This is a genomic window from Ruegeria sp. HKCCA5426, assembly GCF_013034585.1.
Lineage (GTDB): Bacteria > Pseudomonadota > Alphaproteobacteria > Rhodobacterales > Rhodobacteraceae > Ruegeria.
In genome coordinates, this window is record NZ_WQGH01000003.1 from 256,816 (window position 1) to 271,653 (window position 14,838).

At 57.3% G+C, this 14,838-nt stretch carries 14 protein-coding genes and 1 tRNA gene; 6 read left to right on the forward strand and 9 right to left on the reverse strand.

The window, feature by feature from the left end; genetic code table 11:
• Positions 1 to 6 precede the first annotated feature (6 nt).
• The 6 genes from GOV87_RS06420 to rpmH form a co-directional block, all read right to left on the reverse strand.
• Positions 7 to 1,551: a bifunctional diguanylate cyclase/phosphodiesterase gene (locus GOV87_RS06420; protein ID WP_171211315.1), complete on the reverse strand. Its 1,545-nt coding sequence runs from the start codon at positions 1,549 to 1,551 to the stop codon at positions 7 to 9.
• 70 nt (positions 1,552 to 1,621) lie between these two features.
• Positions 1,622 to 2,515, reverse strand: coding sequence for a tRNA 2-thiocytidine(32) synthetase TtcA (ttcA, locus tag GOV87_RS06425; RefSeq protein ID WP_171127085.1), 894 nt, complete (start codon positions 2,513 to 2,515; stop codon positions 1,622 to 1,624).
• A 44-nt stretch (positions 2,516 to 2,559) separates the two neighbouring features.
• On the reverse strand, positions 2,560 to 4,176 hold the full coding sequence (locus GOV87_RS06430) for an acyl-CoA dehydrogenase family protein (RefSeq protein WP_171211210.1): 1,617 nt from the start codon (positions 4,174 to 4,176) through the stop codon (positions 2,560 to 2,562).
• Positions 4,177 to 4,232: 56 nt separating this feature from the next.
• Entirely contained in the window at positions 4,233 to 4,490 is a 258-nt protein-coding gene (yidD, locus tag GOV87_RS06435) for a membrane protein insertion efficiency factor YidD (protein ID WP_371808580.1), read from the reverse strand.
• The gene (gene rnpA / locus GOV87_RS06440; RefSeq protein WP_171126074.1) at positions 4,487 to 4,912 is read right to left on the reverse strand and encodes a ribonuclease P protein component; all 426 of its coding nucleotides are present in this window, start codon (positions 4,910 to 4,912) and stop codon (positions 4,487 to 4,489) included. The genes yidD and rnpA overlap by 4 nt, the downstream gene beginning before the upstream one ends.
• 25 nt (positions 4,913 to 4,937) lie before the next feature.
• Positions 4,938 to 5,072, reverse strand: a complete 135-nt coding sequence (rpmH, locus tag GOV87_RS06445; RefSeq protein WP_005980833.1) for a 50S ribosomal protein L34 — start codon at positions 5,070 to 5,072, stop codon at positions 4,938 to 4,940.
• Between the two features lie 297 nt (positions 5,073 to 5,369).
• Here rpmH and GOV87_RS06450 point away from each other — a divergent pair, with 297 nt between their 5' ends.
• From GOV87_RS06450 to GOV87_RS06465, 4 genes are all read left to right on the forward strand, one after another.
• Positions 5,370 to 6,101 carry a TVP38/TMEM64 family protein gene (locus GOV87_RS06450; RefSeq protein ID WP_171211211.1) on the forward strand — a complete coding sequence of 244 codons (732 nt, stop codon included), beginning with the start codon at positions 5,370 to 5,372 and terminating at the stop codon, positions 6,099 to 6,101.
• Between the two features lie 4 nt (positions 6,102 to 6,105).
• Entirely contained in the window at positions 6,106 to 7,524 is a 1,419-nt protein-coding gene (locus GOV87_RS06455; RefSeq protein ID WP_171211212.1) for an NAD(P)/FAD-dependent oxidoreductase, read from the forward strand.
• An 18-nt stretch (positions 7,525 to 7,542) separates the two neighbouring features.
• Entirely contained in the window at positions 7,543 to 8,925 is a 1,383-nt protein-coding gene (locus GOV87_RS06460) for a HAMP domain-containing sensor histidine kinase (RefSeq protein WP_254428856.1), read from the forward strand.
• Positions 8,926 to 8,989: 64 nt separating this feature from the next.
• A tRNA-Arg gene (locus GOV87_RS06465) sits at positions 8,990 to 9,066 on the forward strand.
• Between the two features lie 46 nt (positions 9,067 to 9,112).
• Here the strand turns inward: GOV87_RS06465 and GOV87_RS06470 are convergent.
• Both GOV87_RS06470 and GOV87_RS06475 read right to left on the reverse strand, forming a co-directional pair.
• A complete protein-coding gene (locus tag GOV87_RS06470; protein ID WP_174828516.1) occupies positions 9,113 to 9,490 on the reverse strand; it encodes a hypothetical protein in 378 nt (125 codons plus the stop codon).
• A 435-nt stretch (positions 9,491 to 9,925) separates the two neighbouring features.
• Positions 9,926 to 10,510, reverse strand: a complete 585-nt coding sequence (locus tag GOV87_RS06475) for an RES family NAD+ phosphorylase (RefSeq protein WP_170387141.1) — start codon at positions 10,508 to 10,510, stop codon at positions 9,926 to 9,928.
• Between the two features lie 67 nt (positions 10,511 to 10,577).
• Between GOV87_RS06475 and GOV87_RS06480 the strand changes: the two genes are divergently transcribed.
• Positions 10,578 to 12,119, forward strand: a complete 1,542-nt coding sequence (locus GOV87_RS06480; RefSeq protein WP_170387143.1) for a M81 family metallopeptidase — start codon at positions 10,578 to 10,580, stop codon at positions 12,117 to 12,119.
• On the opposite strand, the gene GOV87_RS06485 is transcribed toward GOV87_RS06480, so the two are convergent.
• Positions 12,116 to 13,027 (reverse strand): LysR family transcriptional regulator, encoded by a 912-nt coding sequence (locus tag GOV87_RS06485; RefSeq protein ID WP_170387145.1) that lies wholly within the window; start codon positions 13,025 to 13,027, stop codon positions 12,116 to 12,118. The genes GOV87_RS06480 and GOV87_RS06485 overlap by 4 nt on opposite strands.
• A gap of 181 nt (positions 13,028 to 13,208) precedes the next feature.
• Here GOV87_RS06485 and GOV87_RS06490 point away from each other — a divergent pair, with 181 nt between their 5' ends.
• Positions 13,209 to 14,789 (forward strand): ABC transporter substrate-binding protein, encoded by a 1,581-nt coding sequence (locus tag GOV87_RS06490; RefSeq protein WP_171211213.1) that lies wholly within the window; start codon positions 13,209 to 13,211, stop codon positions 14,787 to 14,789.
• The last annotated feature ends 49 nt before the right edge of the window (positions 14,790 to 14,838 follow it).

A 14,838-nucleotide genomic window follows, 5' to 3' on the forward strand; every position in this document is an offset into this window, starting at 1 on the left:
TCGCGTTTATGATCCCGCCTGACGCCCGATCCTGGGTACACCCCCAACCTTGTTCCGGTGCGCAGTCATCCAATCCAGAGTTTTTTCAAACGGCATCGGCTTGCCTATACCGAACCCCTGAACGTGATTGCAGCCCAATTGTGCCATCAATGCATGTTCCCCGGGGGTTTCCACACCTTCTGCCAGAGTTTCCACGTTCAACCTTTCCGCCATCGTCAGAATCGCGCTGACCATTTGCTGCTGGCTGGCATCCTTGTCGGCTTTGGCCACGAATGAGCGGTCGATTTTGATCCGGGACACGTCAAAGCGTTTGATAGACGCGATCGACGCATGGCCGGTGCCGAAATCATCCAGATCAATGCAGCAGCCCAAGCTGGATAGACTGGTCACATTTCGGGTAATCACGTCTTCGGGGTGCCGGGAAAACACTGTCTCAAGAATTTCTACCGCCAGCCTGTCAGGGGTAAGGTCATGCTGATCCAGTTCCCATTTCAGACGATCCATCAGGGCAGGGTCGCGCAGTTCGTCGGACGAGAAATTGATGCCGATCCGAGGCACACCGATCCCGGCGTGATCCCATTTCTGCATCGCCGTGAATGCGTGGTGGCGCATCGCTTGGCCAAATCGTTCCATCAATTCGGCTTGCTCGGCAAAGGGAAGAAACACCTGTGGGCCGATAACGCCTTTCTTCGGATGCTCCCATCGGGCAAGGGCCTCGAACCCAGTTACCTTGCCGGTGTCTGTGGATATCTGAGGTTGAAACCATGGGCGGATTTCACCGCTGTCCAGCGCGGCCTCGAATTCTTTGCGCAGGTTTGCACGGGTGCGCGACCTGCGGCGGGTTTCGCTGGAATAGGCACGGATCGTTGATGGTCCGTTTCGCTGCGCCTCGCTCAAGGCTGCGTTCGTTGCGTCGATCCAGTAGTCGAACCCGTCTTCCTTCACGCTGGACAAAAGGCAGAAGCCAATGGAACAGGAAACATAAATGCTGGCACCGTTTACGCTGATCGGTTTCTCTATGGCGGCCTGAATGCGGCCAGACATTTGAATGCACGCTTCAAGATCCAGATGACTGGACGGGCGCAAGCCGATTGCGACCGAGTTCTGATCCAGTCTTGTCGTGATGTCATGCGTGCGAATCGACGACAGGACACGCTCACAGAAATGTTCCGCCAGATGACTTGCCGCCGCCTGACCATGCTGGTCTGAAATGTCGGAAAACCCGTCCAGCGCAACGATCATGCAGGCAGAGTCCTCCTGCATGTTTCGGCTGGCCTCAAAAAAGCCTTCCATCTCTGCGGCGAACATATCAATGGCCATCAGGCCGCTGGCTGCGTTCAAATCGCTGGAATCGGGTTGGACCTTGCGGACAAGCGCCATGATTGCAGCAATCACCACAGGCAGAATGAGGGCCACGAGAACAAGCGTACGCTCTCCGCCTATCCAAAACGCAGCAAGGCAGATCGCCGGCGCAAATGCCAGAACGGATGGTCCGCTGAACACGGTGGCTAGAAAATCGAGAGCTCTGTTAACAGAGAAATGTTTCCACATCAGGTTTCCGGCCTTTCCCTTGGGCATCGCACGCTCAGGGTAACCGTAGAAAACCTATCTGAGTCAGTCGTTAACGCAACTGAGGAATTTTGCCCTCAATTTCGTCATTTTTGTCAGAGTTCAGGCTCAGACCTTCGAAATCGAACAGCTTTGGGTCCAGCAGGTGCGAGGGCCTTGCATTGGTCAGCGCGCGGAACATCACCTGTCTGCGTCCGGGGCTGTTCTTTTCCCATTGGTCCAGAATCTGTTTTACCTGCTGGCGTTGCAGCCCGTCCTGACTGCCGCACAGGTCACAGGGGATGATGGGATAGTTCATTGCATTGGCGAATTTCTCGCAATCGGCCTCGGCCACATGTGCCAGAGGGCGGAAGACAAACAGATCGCCTTCTTCATTCACCAGTTTAGGCGGCATCGTCGCCAAACGTCCGCCGTGGAACAAGTTCATAAAGAACGTCTCAAGGATATCGTCGCGGTGATGGCCCAGAACAACGGCCGAGCACCCCTCTTCGCGCGCGATACGATACAGGTTGCCCCGGCGCAGGCGTGAACATAGTGCGCAATACGTCCGGCCCTGCGGAACTTTGTCCATCACGACAGAGTATGTGTCCTGATATTCGATCCGGTGGGGAACACCCATCCGTTCCAGAAATTCAGGAAGAACAGTGGCGGGAAAGCCCGGCTGACCCTGATCCAGATTGCACGCCAGCAGATCAACCGGCAGCAGGCCACGCCACTTCAACTCATACAGCACCGCCAGAAGCGTATAGCTGTCCTTGCCGCCCGACAGGCAGACCAGCCAACGAGGGGGTTTGCCATCTTTGTCATGGGCTGACGGACTTATCATCCCGTACTGCTCGATCGCCTCGCGGGTCTGGCGCACGATGCGCTTGCGCAGCTTCTTGAACTCGGTGGTCGAGGGCGCACCGGCAAAGAGCGGGTGGATATCGTCAGCTTCGTCAAACATGCGCAGCCCCTACAATAGTTGACGGAACCCGGCAAGTGGCCGGGTCATCCCAAGCGCCCCAGCAGCGCGTTTGTGTCCAGACCTGCGACCGATCCCGCGATCCGACCGCTGTGTTCGGCGATTCTGGTGGCGACAAAACCATCGGCCACGGGACCGGGCGCGTGTCTCAGCAACTGGGACGCGGTCAGCAAAAGCGCTGTGCGTTCGGCGAACCAGCGCGCCTCGGTTTCGGAGGGGATGCCCGGCCAGCGGTCGCGATGTGCCTTTAGCGCGGCGTCGTATTCCCGATCCGCACCCGTTGCGGCGTTCAGTTCCGCTTGCAGAACCTCGGCGGCCAGCGGCTCTTGCGTCAAAGTTCGGAGTATGTCGAGGCAGATCACGTTCCCCGACCCTTCCCAGATCCCGTTCAGGGGGGCTTCGCGGTAGATCAACGGCAGGGGGGTGTCTTCGACGTATCCCATACCGCCCAGAATCTCCATAGCTTCAACAGCGACGACGGGACAGCGTTTGTTGTTCAGGAATTTGGCTAGTGCGACGCCGATGCGGGCAAAGGCGCGGTCCTCGGCAGAGGTGCCATCAAACGCTTGGGCGACACGCAATCCCAGCGTCAATGCGCCCTCCCAGTCCAGCACCATATCGGCAAGGACGGCGCGCATCAACGGTTGGTCGATCAGCCGACGCTGAAAAGCACTACGATTTGAGACCCAGTGGTGGGCTTCGGTCAACGCGGCGCGCATCAATCCGGCCGGGGCGATGGCGGTGTCCAGCCGGGTGTGATGTACCATTTCCAGAATCGTGCGTATTCCGGACCCTTCGTCACCAAGCTGATAAGCGAGCGCGTCTTGGTATTCGATTTCGGAAGAAGCGTTCGCCTTGTTCCCCAGCTTGTCTTTCAGGCGCATCAGATGAATCGCATTGCGCTGGCCTTCTAACCAGCGGGGAACAAGGAAACAGGTCAAGCCGCCCGAAGCCTGCGCCAAGGTCAGGAATCCGTCCGACATTGGGGCCGAGCAGAACCACTTATGCCCGCGCAATCGCCAGTGATCGCCGTCCCTTGTAGCGGTTGTTGTGTTGGCCCGCACATCCGAGCCGCCCTGTTTCTCGGTCATTGCCATGCCCAGCGTGGCGCTGCTTTTGTCGGAAATGGGGTTGATCGTCCCGTCGTAGTCGAAGGCGGACAGTTTTGGGCGCCAGATCGAAGCCAAGTGTGCGTCAGCTTCGATCGCAGGAATTGCGGCATAGGTCATTGTCAGAGGGCAGCAATGTCCGGGCTCGACCTGACTGGCCATATATACCATTGCCGCATGGGTGGTGTGGCCACCGGGCTGTCCGTCCCAGGCCAACGCTGCATAGCCAGCGGCTTGGCTGATCTGCATCATCTGGTGATACGCGGGATGGAACCTGACTTCGTCGATGCGACGGCCGCCTTGATCGAACAGCATTAGTTCTGGCGGGTGCCGATTGGCCTCGAGCCCCAACTCGCGCGTTTCGGCGCGGCCCAGTATGTCACCATAGGTCAATACCGGGTCGGCACGCCCACCGAAGTTGTGGAGAAGATTTTGGAGAACAGGATCAGCCACCCAAAGGTCGCTATCACCGCGCAAAGGAGGTTGGTTCACGACGTCATGCGTGGGCAGAGTGTGACGCGCCTGGGATGTCATTTGGGCCTCCGGCTGAATAGGGCAACTGTTCAGCGCGGATCGGAACGGGTCAAGTGTTACTGCGGGTCGTGGGAAGAGCGTTCACAGTCCGAACAGCTCGGTACGGGATCATAACCATCCCCGCCCCAAGGGTGGCAGCGCCCGATGCGCCGGATGGTCAGCCAAGTTCCCTTGACCGGCCCGTGCTTTTCCAACGCTTCAAGGGCATAGGCCGAACAGGTTGGTTGATACCGGCAGTTAAAACCGACCCAAGGGCTGAAGACCAAACGATAGATCCGGATGGGCAGGGCGAGGATATGGGAAAGCAGCGTCACGTCTTCGCGCTGTGAATTTTGCGCAGCGCGTATCGCAAATCGCCCAGAAGCGCGTCATAGGGGCGTCCTGCAGTGACCTCGGCGCGACCTATAAGGACATAGTCCCAACCGCTTTCCCCATTGTCCGGCAGGACCGCACGTGCCGCCTCGCGCAGTCTTCGCTTGGCGCGATTGCGTGCCACGGCATTGCCAACTTTCTTGGAGCAGGTAAAGCCGACGCGAATACCGTCCGCTTCGTCATCGGCGCGCTTTCGGGCCTGAACCATCATCGACGGTGTCCCCTGCCTGCGCGCTCGGGCGGCTTTCAGGAAATCGGACCGTTTTTTGAGGATGATGAGAGTTTCAGGCGCGCAAACGGACGCCGCCGGGGGCTTCACCCTCGGTTGGTTGTTACCATCCTCAGGGGCCTCCGGCGGCGTCATGTTCATAACCTGATCGGTGAGCGGTTTATGCGCTCAGCGATTTGCGGCCGCGTGCGCGACGTGCATTCAGGATCTTGCGGCCGGCCTTGGTGGCCATGCGCGCGCGGAAACCGTGGCGGCGTTTGCGAACCAGGTTCGAAGGCTGATAGGTGCGTTTCATCGCTCCGTCTCCAATCTATAGCGGTCGGGTGCGGCGCGGATTCGCCTGGCCCTAGTGTTCGAAGCCCGTCCTCTACTGGGTAGCGGGGGGTAAGTCAAACCCCTAGGTGGGGGTTTTCATGCCTTTTGCAACAATTCTGTAGCCGCGCAAGCCGAAAGGTTTCAATTTGGGGGTTTTACTGCCTCAAACCCTCACATTCCTTACCGTAAACATCAACGCAGCGTGAGGTCCCTGTTGTCGAACTGCCAGACGTCGCATGTTGGGGGCAGGATGAAACGTACAAAATCGGACAGCCTCATGAGCGACACAACGCAGGCCCCCCGCGCTGGGCTTACGCGGCATATTCCTTTGCTGGTGATTCTTGCTGTGGCCACAGTGGGGTTTTTCACACTGGGCGATTACCTGACCTTTGAAACGTTGCGTGACAACCGCGAGGCGTTGCTGGAATGGCGTGACAGCCATTTTTGGGCCATGGCCGGTGCGTTTGTCGCGATCTATATCGTGATCGTTGCATTTTCGTTGCCCGGAGCGGCGGTGGCTTCGATGACAGGAGGGTTCTTGTTCGGCCTGCTTGCAGGCACGGTCTTCAACGTCTTTGCCGCGACCATCGGCGCTTGCGCAATCTTTTTGGCAGCACGCTGGGGGCTTGGGGAAACCCTGACCGCACGTCTGGAATCATCGGAAGGTACTGTAAAAAAGCTGAAGGATGGGCTGCGCGAGAATGAAGTCTCGGTCTTGTTCCTGCTGCGCCTTGTGCCGGTGGTACCGTTTTTCGTGGCCAATCTGGTGCCCGCGCTGGTGGGCGTCAAATTCCGCAACTTCCTGATCACCACTGCGCTGGGCATCATTCCCGGCGGCATCGTATATACTTGGATTGGTGTCGGTCTGGGCGGCGTGTTTGATCGGGGCGAGACGCCGGATGTGTCGCTGCTGTGGGAGCCTTTCGTGATTGGCCCGATCATCGGCTTGTGTGTACTAGCGGCTTTGCCGATAGTTATCAAAGCGATACGTGGTAAAAAGGACGCCTGACCCCATGCAAGAGCTGAAGACAGATATCCTGGTGATTGGCGCCGGGTCGGGTGGCTTGTCTGTGGCCGCCGGTGCCAGCCAGATGGGTGCGGACGTCATCTTGCTGGAAGGTCACAAGATGGGCGGCGACTGCCTGAACTTTGGCTGCGTGCCGTCCAAAGCGCTGATCGCCAGCGGTAAGGCGGCCTATGGGCAGGCGCATTCATCTGCGCTGGGCGTGGCTGATGTTGTGCCGCAGGTGGACTATGCCGCCGCCAAGGATCACGTGCATGATGTGATCGCGCAGATTGAGCCGATGGACAGTCAGGAACGCTTCGAAGGCTTTGGCGTCAAGATAATCCGCGAATATGGTCAGTTCATCTCGCCCACGCAGGTACAGGCGGGGGACCATCTGATCACCGCGCGGCGGGTGGTGATCGCCACCGGCTCGTCGCCGTTGGTGCCGCCGATCCCTGGCTTGGATCAGGTGCCGTATTATACTAACGAGACGATCTTTGACCTGCGCGACAAGCCCGAGCATCTGCTGATCATCGGCGGCGGCCCCATCGGGATGGAGATGGCGCAGGCCCATATTCGTCTGGGCTGCAAGGTCACTGTGATCGAAGGGATGCAGGCGCTGGGCAAGGACGACCCCGAGGCTGCGGCGATCGTGCTGGACACATTGCGTGCTGAGGGTGTCGAGATCCACGAGCAGGCCATGGTCGCGCAGATTCGCGGCTCAGACGGGAAGGTCGAAGTTGTAACCGAAACCGGACAGATCTACGCGGGCTCACATCTGTTGCTGGCCGCGGGGCGCAAAGCCAATACCGACCGGCTGAACCTTGAGGCGGCTGGGATCGAACCCACGCGCACCGGTATCAAGGTGGATGACGCGCTGCGCACAACCAACAAAAAGGTCTACGCCATTGGTGATGTGGCGGGTGGGCTGCAGTTTACCCATGTGGCGGGCTATCACGCGGGAATCATCATCCGCTCGGCCCTCTTTGGCCTGCCCTCCAAGGCGCAAACGGCGCATATCCCCTGGGCCACCTATACCGATCCTGAACTGGCTCAGGTCGGCCTGACCGAGGCTCAGGCCCGCGCGCAGCATGGCGACAAGGTGGAAATCGCGCGCTTTGACTATCACCATAACGACCGCGCCATTTCCGAATGCAAAACTAAAGGTTTCATTAAGGTCATGGTCGTAAAAGGCCGCCCGGTCGGTGCGACAATCGTTGGGCATCAGGCGGGAGAGTTGATCAACTTGTGGTCTCTGGCATTGGCCAATAACCTCAAGATGGGACAGATCGCCGCGATGGTTTCGCCCTATCCGACGATCGGAGAACTTAACAAACGGGTGGCGGGTGCCTATTTCTCGCCAAGGCTGTTTGAGAATCAGACGGTTAAACGAGTGGTCAGGTTCGTCCAGCGCTGGCTGCCCTGACCGGGAAGGGAGAGCAGATTGAATTCTCTGTCAGGCCGATTTCTGATCCTGACCACGGTCTTCGTCATGTTGGCCGAGATTTTGATCTTTGTCCCCTCGATCGCGCGTTTCCGCGAGGATTTCCTGCTAAACCGTCTTGAACGCGCCCAGATCGCATCCCTGGCGCTGTTGGCCGACGACATGCTGGCTGATGATCTTGAGGCAGAATTGCTGGCCAATGCGGGTGTCTATAACGTGGTGCTGCGCCGCGATGAGGTGCGGCAGTTGATGCTGTCTTCTCCCATTCCTGATCGGATCACCAACACCTACGACCTGCGCGACGCGACCCCGTGGATTTTGATCCGTGACGCTGTGGCCCGGCTGTTCACCCCTGAAAACGAGGTGATCCGCGTGATAGGTGAGCCAGTGAAAGACGCGGGCTTGCTGATCGAAGTCACAACAGACAGCGAACCGCTGCGCATGGCGATGACAGATTACGGGCTGCGTATTCTGGGGCTGTCTTTCGTAATTTCGATTATCACGGCGTTTTTTCTGTTTCTGGCTGTGCGCGTGGTTCTGGTGAAGCCAATCAAAAGCGTCGTAGGTTACATGCAGCGCTATGCTGGCGCGCCCGAGGATGCGCGGGGAATCATCTCGCCCAACTCGAAAGTGACCGAACTGCGCGAGGCAGAAGAAGCGCTGGAACAGTTGCAGAAGGAACTGACCCAAGCCCTGAAGCAACGCGAGCGTCTTGCGCAACTGGGCGGAGCGGTGGCCAAGGTCAGCCACGATCTTCGCAACATCCTCACGTCGGCGCAGCTTTTTACAGACCGGATCGAAGCAAGCGATGACCCGTTGGTGCGGCGTATGGCGCCTAAACTGGTGAATTCGATCACTCGCGCGGTTTCCCTGTGCGAAAGCACATTGGCCTTTGGTCGTGCCGAAGAGCCGGCACCTACGCTGACGATGGTGCCGTTGCATGACGTGGCAGATGACGTTGTCTCCAGCGAATTGCTGTCCGTTACTGGGGGCTGTGTGCAAATCCTTAACGAGGTTCCAGAGGATCTTGTGGCGCGCGCTGATCCCGAACAGATGTTCCGCGTCATCATGAATCTGGTTCGCAACGCGCGTCAGGCGCTGGTCGCGTCGGCGAAACCCGGGAATATCACGATTTCCGGCTATGAGGATGAGGCCAATTGGTACCTTGAGGTGAAGGACACAGGCCCCGGTTTGCCGCCGAAGGCGCGCGAAAACCTGTTTACCCCGTTTCAGGGAGGGGTGCGTAAAGGTGGCTCTGGTCTTGGGCTTGCGATCTCGCAGGAACTGGTGCGTGGGCACGGCGGCGATCTGGTTCTTGCCGAAACCGGCCCTGACGGAACAAGGTTCGAAATAAGGCTTCCACGGGGCGGTGGTACTTTTTGAATTATTTTTGCAGAATCGACTTGCACGTCCCGAATACCGGGTCTACATAGCGCCTCACCAACGCGGACCGATAGCTCAGCTGGATAGAGTACTTGACTACGAATCAAGGGGTCGGGGGTTCGAATCCTCCTCGGTCCGCCACTTTTCTTAAATATTTCAAGTGATTGCCCTTGGGCGTCTGAGAAATCTAGTGTTTTGTGCGTGTGAATCGCCACCAAGTCGCCACCATGGATTTGTGTATCAGGCCAAAAAAATGGAGTCTGGCCAACAAATCAGATGCAAGTTTGTCGAATCCCTCTTGGTTGTTCAGGAAGGTGATGCACCTCAGTGAGCGAAGGTCAAACGGGACATCGTTCATGGATTGCGTAATTAGAATAACCTCTTTGCCCAACGTGTGGGCAATACCAGCCTCATAAAACACGTTCGGATTCTTGTCCGACAAATCGCAAATTGCGACTGAAGAAGTGCAAATTAGCTCTGGGATGTCTTGAATGACATTGTGGTTGACCCAAAAGTCATCAGCACGTTTGCGCTGGTAACCCTCGGCCTCAACTGCTGCCTTCACGATCTGATACCGGTCTCAACGGCAGCTTTGACCCAGAGCAAACATTGGCGAAAAATGCGGCTATGACCGAGTTGCGGACGAACAAGACAGTCGGGTCGCAAGCCTCAACGTCAACAAACGGCCGATACTGTTGAAAAACTCCAAAATACAGAAAGCGGCGATTTTCGCGAAACGGCGACCAATCGAGAAAGTCCACTGCCACCATCATTGGCGGGCTTTGAGACGGCCGCTGGCCGCCAGCATCAGATGTTGGCCGACCCCTCAGCTGAAAAATTCTTCCGGGCCTGTACGGGCAATTTTTCACTCGGAACTGCGCAAAACAGGAGTTTTTCAACAAAATAGGCCCTTAACGGATTATCAGCAGCCTTTAGCATTACTGCGGTCGTAATCCGCAAAGCCGCCATTCGCTGCGACAGGAAAAAGCAAAGCGAAAAGTCATCGATAGTCCAGCAGGACGGTAACCGGTTTCACTTCACTACGCCGAAATACGCCAGGTGCGCTCGCCTCGTTCCATCGAAAAAGAGTGATGTGCCAAAGGCCCGGGCGCCTTCGTGAGGGATCAATCAATCCGATATGCCCGTCTGCTCTAATCCGATCAGCAGCGAACCATGAGGACGGATCCCTACCGGCAGCTACGAGTTTGCGCCAGGGTTGACTGGCAAGCGCATAGATATCTGCGGCTTCGGGGCTGCGCAAATCGAACAACGCGCATCGTTCCACCTCGAAAGTCAACACAACCCGCGGGCGATCATCCTTCCTGACGTCCTGACCAATAGCGACTTTTGCGCTTTCGACATCAGGGCTCAGATACAAAGCGTCCTGCCCCCGGCGATTGAACCGGGCGGGTGGGCGATCCGGTGCGCCGCGCATGAGGTGAACGTCTGGGTCATCGGCCCAAACAATCTTTACGAATTCTCCGGAAACTTCTGTCAGCATAACGGGTGGCACTGATCGTTTGCGCGTCGCGTTATAGGAAAGACGCAGGGCGGCAGGGGTTTTCCTAGAAAAGAGAAGACGCATGATACCTTGATTGAAATCACCTACTCATGTTTCCTCGCATTGTGTTGCCTTTCCAAAGGCCTCTCGCATGAAGGTTCCAAAGATCGCCCTCCTTGGCGCTATTCTCGAGTCAAATCGTTTTGCACCGCCGGCTGATTTGTCGGACTTTAAGTCTCTGACATGGCTTTCAGGCGATGCTTTGATGTCTGAAGCGAGATCCGCGACACCAAAGCTGGCAATAGAATTTGCAGCCTTTGTCAGGGCGATGGATGCTACGGGCGACTGGACGCCGGTACCCTGTATCTTGGCAGCCAGCCACCCGGCGGGTCCAGTACGAAAATCTGTAATCGAAGAGGTCATAGCGACTTCGGAAGACATGCTGCGCTCAGCTGGCCCTGTTGACGCAGTCTACATCTGCAACCACGGCGCGATGGTTGCCGAGCACGACCACGACCCTGACGGTTTGTTGATGTCACACATTCGGGGAGTTGTAGGACCGGACATACCTGTCATTGCGACACTCGATCTGCATGCAAATATCTCACAACGGATGGTCGATGCCTGTGACCTGATCGTCGGCTATCGGACCAATCCTCACGTCGATCAGATAGAACGTGGCGAGGAAGCCGCCTTTTCGCTGCGCCGGGTTTTGGCGTCGGGCGTCCGGCCCCAAACCGCGCATGTCAAACTGCCTCTTGTTCCGGCATCCGTGACCCTGCTAAGTGCCGAGCACCCGTATGGCACGCTGATCGACCATGGTCAGCGACGACAAGCCGAAGGTCGAGGTGAGATTCTAAACGTATCGATCTTCGGTAATTTCCTTTTCTCCGACACGCCCGACAACGGTCTGAGCATCGTTGTCACCGCGCGTGAGGACCAGAAGGCGGCCAATGCACTGGCGGAAGAATTGGCAGACATGGCCTGGTCATTGAGGAAGGATTTCGTTCGGAAACTGACATCCGTGACGGAAGCGATCTCAATTTCCGCTGACCAAGCGCGCACGCCTGTGATTTTCTCCGATGCCGGTGACAATCCTGGTGGCGGCGGCAGTGGCAGGACGACGGAACTGTTAGCCGCTCTTCATGCGGCAAAAGTCGAAGTATGCCTATTCGGTTCCTTTTGTGATCCGGAACTTGCGAACGAAGCCCATGGCATCGGTGTCGGCGGCAAATTCAGGGCACGATTCAACCGGTCTTCCGATTCCAGCGCTTTCTGGGCGCAATGGGATGTGCCTTTTGAGGCGGATGCAGAGGTCTTGGGTCTCCATAATGGAGATGTGGTAGGTGAACTGGGCATGACGGCAGGTCGGAGATTGGCCCTAGGGCCATCCGCTGCGCTTCGTATTGGTGGTATCACCGTGGTGGTGATCACCGATCGCACACAGACTGCCGACCCCGTGTTCTTTCATATGTTCGGGCTGGATATTGCGTCTGCCCGGACTGTTGTTGTGAAATCCAGAGGCCACTTTCGGGCCGGGTTTTCCAACTGGTTTGGGCCAAACCAGGTATTTGAGGTCGACACGGGCGGGCTTACGTCGCCAGTTCACGACCGCTGGCCGTTTGCGAATTTGCCACGACCGAACTTTCCGATGGACGTCGACACCTCGTGGTCGGCTAAGATGCTGCGCTAGACGGGCTCTGAGTATTTGTCCTGCGGCGTCGTCAACTTGACAAATTGCATGAACTGGCGGGCAAGCTGAGAAGGTGGCCTGCCTGATGGAAGTACAAAGCTCGTGTCATAAAAAATGGCGGCGTCAAATGGCCTGACGACGACACCTTCCATCCCTGACGACAACAGCGGGAAGGGATTGATCAGCGTCACGCCCAAACCCTCGCGGACGAGCTCCAGTGCGGCCATGTTCGTTGCCGTTTCTGCGACTTGTTTCGGCCGAATTCCAGCGCGCGCAAAGATCTTTTCTGTGATCGCTCGCGTCCCCAGCCTTCGCAGAAACTCGATCAGCGCGACGCCTTCAAGGTCGTGCGGCGTCACCACTCGTTTTTCCGATAGCGGATGGTTGCTCGGCATGGCGCAGACCACCTGACTGCGGCGCCAAGGCATGAGATGAACACCAGTTCTTTGGATCATCGCACTCGTCAAACCAAGATCATAGCGGAGGTCGAGAATGCCGGCGACCAGCACGTCCGTGGCCTGAATATCCAATTGAAGCTGCTTTCCTTCATTCTTCTTGAGAAAACTGGCCACCCTGGAGATGACAAAGTGATGTGCCAGAGTCGGCGGCACGATCAGGCGTAACGGCTCGTTATCCGGAGTAGCCCATTCTGCGCCCTCAATGTCCGCCAGCGTCTCGAAAATTGGGTCCAGTTTTTCGTTGAGACGCAAGGCTTCGTCTGTTGGGTCGATACGTCCGGATCGCCGGAGAAAGAGCGATCGCCCAACACGGGCCTCGAGTTGTGATAAGGACCGGCTCACGGCAGACTGCGAAATCCCGAGACGCCGCGCGGCGCCGATGGTTGTCCCAGTCGTGATCACGGCTCTTAGCGACTCGAACTCGCGCAGTCTGTGTCTGTGTTCTGTCATGCTACATTACTCCCCCGGTACGAGCGGCTGAACATCCAAACTCTTGGATTGGTCTATGCAAAGACGCATAGCAATAAGTATTGGCAATGATTTTTGCGGTAGCTAGCCTTTTTTAATAGGGCGCGGGATCGGCCAAAGATTCGCCCATTCACAAGCGCCAAACAAACAGGGAGTCTTTTTGATGAGGAAACTCACATCTGCGACAGCCGTCGCTGTCAGCATTTTGGCTTTCGGCGCCAGTGCTGTTTCGGCCGAAAAACTAACGATCGGCCTCGCTTCGGAGCCGACGTCACTCGATCCGCATTTTCACAACCTGGGTCCGAACAACGCGATGTCCGTGCACATCTTTGACCGGCTGATCGCGCAGGATGAGAAGCAGCGCCTATCGCCGGGTCTTGCCGTGTCATGGGAGCCGATTGATGAATTGACTTGGGAGTTCAAGCTGCGTGAGGGCGTAAAGTTTCACGACGGAAGTGACTTTACGGCAGACGATGTAGTCTGCACCATGGCGCGCGCGCCGGACGTACCGAACTCTCCATCGGGATACGGCACCTATCTCAAGGGTAAGGAAGTCGTCAAAATCGATGACTATACGGTGCATTTCAAAACGGCCGCACCTTATCCGTTAATGGGCAACGACATTTCCACGATCCCTGTGATCTCAGAAGTGGGCTGCGAAGCAACGACGGAAGACTTCAACGCGGGTACGGCCAACATCGGCACAGGGCCGTTCAAGTTCCAAAGTTACACGCCGGGTGAAAGCATCGTGCTGGTACGGAACGACGACTACTGGGGTGATGCACCGATCTGGTCCGAGGTGGAATTCCGCCCAATCACGTCCGGTCCGAGCCGTGTTGCATCGCTTCTTGCCGGTGATGTGGACATGATATCGGGCGTACCAACGACCGATATCACAACACTTCAGGGCAATGACGGTATTCAGTTGAGCCAGGGCGTGTCCAACCGAGTGATCTATCTTCACATGGACCAATTCCGCGAGGATTCACCCTTTGTGAAGGCCAACGGTGGCGGCGATATCAAGAACCCCCTCATGGACGTCCGCGTCCGTAAGGCGATCAGCATGGCGATCAACCGCGATGCAATCGTTGAGCGTGTCATGGAAGGGGTTGCCCTGCCCGCCGGTCAGCTTCTGCCCGAGGGGTTCTTTGGCGTGTCTGACAATTTGGACGTCGTGGCCTATGATCCAGACGGTGCTAAAGCGCTTCTGGCTGAAGCCGGTTATCCCGATGGATTTGAAATGACAATCCATGGGCCGAATGACCGTTACATCAACGACGCCAAAATTGCCGAGGCAATTGCGCAAATGTTGACCCGTGTTGGCATCAAGACAGCCGTCGAAACCATGCCGCGTTCGGTATACTTTGGGCGCGCTTCCAAAGGCAGCCCAGAGGGTCTGCCGGAGTTCAGCTTTATCCTCGTCGGATGGGGCGCGGGGTCCGGCGAAGCGTCCTCGCCTCTCAAATCGCTGATCCACACCCATGACAAGGATGCGGGCTTTGGATCATCAAACCGTGGCCGACACTCGGATGCTGAAACCGACGCGTTGATCGAAGAAGCCCTGCGAACAGTCGATGACGCAAAGCGGCAGGAACTGCTCGCCGCGGCAACAGAGCGCGCGATCGAGAACGTGGCGATCATTCCGACGCACTTCCAGGTCAACACCTGGGCGGCCAAAAAAGGTCTGAGCTACATCCCTCGGACCGACGAATACACTCTCGCGACAGGCGTCGTGAAAGAGTAACCGCAATGCATCCGGGCCGCCTTCGCAGCGGCCCGCAGCCTTTGCCCAG

What these genes read in the sequence shown, in the direction of transcription:
- GOV87_RS06455 (WP_171211212.1), top strand. Translation starts at nt 6,106, where the DNA reads ATGCAAGAGCTGAAGACAGATATCCTGGTGATTGGCGCCGGGTCGGGT.
- GOV87_RS06430 (WP_171211210.1), bottom strand. Translation starts at nt 4,176, where the DNA reads ATGACATCCCAGGCGCGTCACACTCTGCCCACGCATGACGTCGTGAAC.
- ttcA (WP_171127085.1), bottom strand. Translation starts at nt 2,515, where the DNA reads ATGTTTGACGAAGCTGACGATATCCACCCGCTCTTTGCCGGTGCGCCC.
- GOV87_RS06450 (WP_171211211.1), top strand. Translation starts at nt 5,370, where the DNA reads ATGAGCGACACAACGCAGGCCCCCCGCGCTGGGCTTACGCGGCATATT.
- GOV87_RS06420 (WP_171211315.1), bottom strand. Translation starts at nt 1,551, where the DNA reads ATGTGGAAACATTTCTCTGTTAACAGAGCTCTCGATTTTCTAGCCACC.
- GOV87_RS06480 (WP_170387143.1), top strand. Translation starts at nt 10,578, where the DNA reads ATGAAGGTTCCAAAGATCGCCCTCCTTGGCGCTATTCTCGAGTCAAAT.
- GOV87_RS06485 (WP_170387145.1), bottom strand. Translation starts at nt 13,027, where the DNA reads ATGACAGAACACAGACACAGACTGCGCGAGTTCGAGTCGCTAAGAGCC.
- rnpA (WP_171126074.1), bottom strand. Translation starts at nt 4,912, where the DNA reads ATGACGCCGCCGGAGGCCCCTGAGGATGGTAACAACCAACCGAGGGTG.
- GOV87_RS06490 (WP_171211213.1), top strand. Translation starts at nt 13,209, where the DNA reads ATGAGGAAACTCACATCTGCGACAGCCGTCGCTGTCAGCATTTTGGCT.
- rpmH (WP_005980833.1), bottom strand. Translation starts at nt 5,072, where the DNA reads ATGAAACGCACCTATCAGCCTTCGAACCTGGTTCGCAAACGCCGCCAC.
- GOV87_RS06475 (WP_170387141.1), bottom strand. Translation starts at nt 10,510, where the DNA reads ATGCGTCTTCTCTTTTCTAGGAAAACCCCTGCCGCCCTGCGTCTTTCC.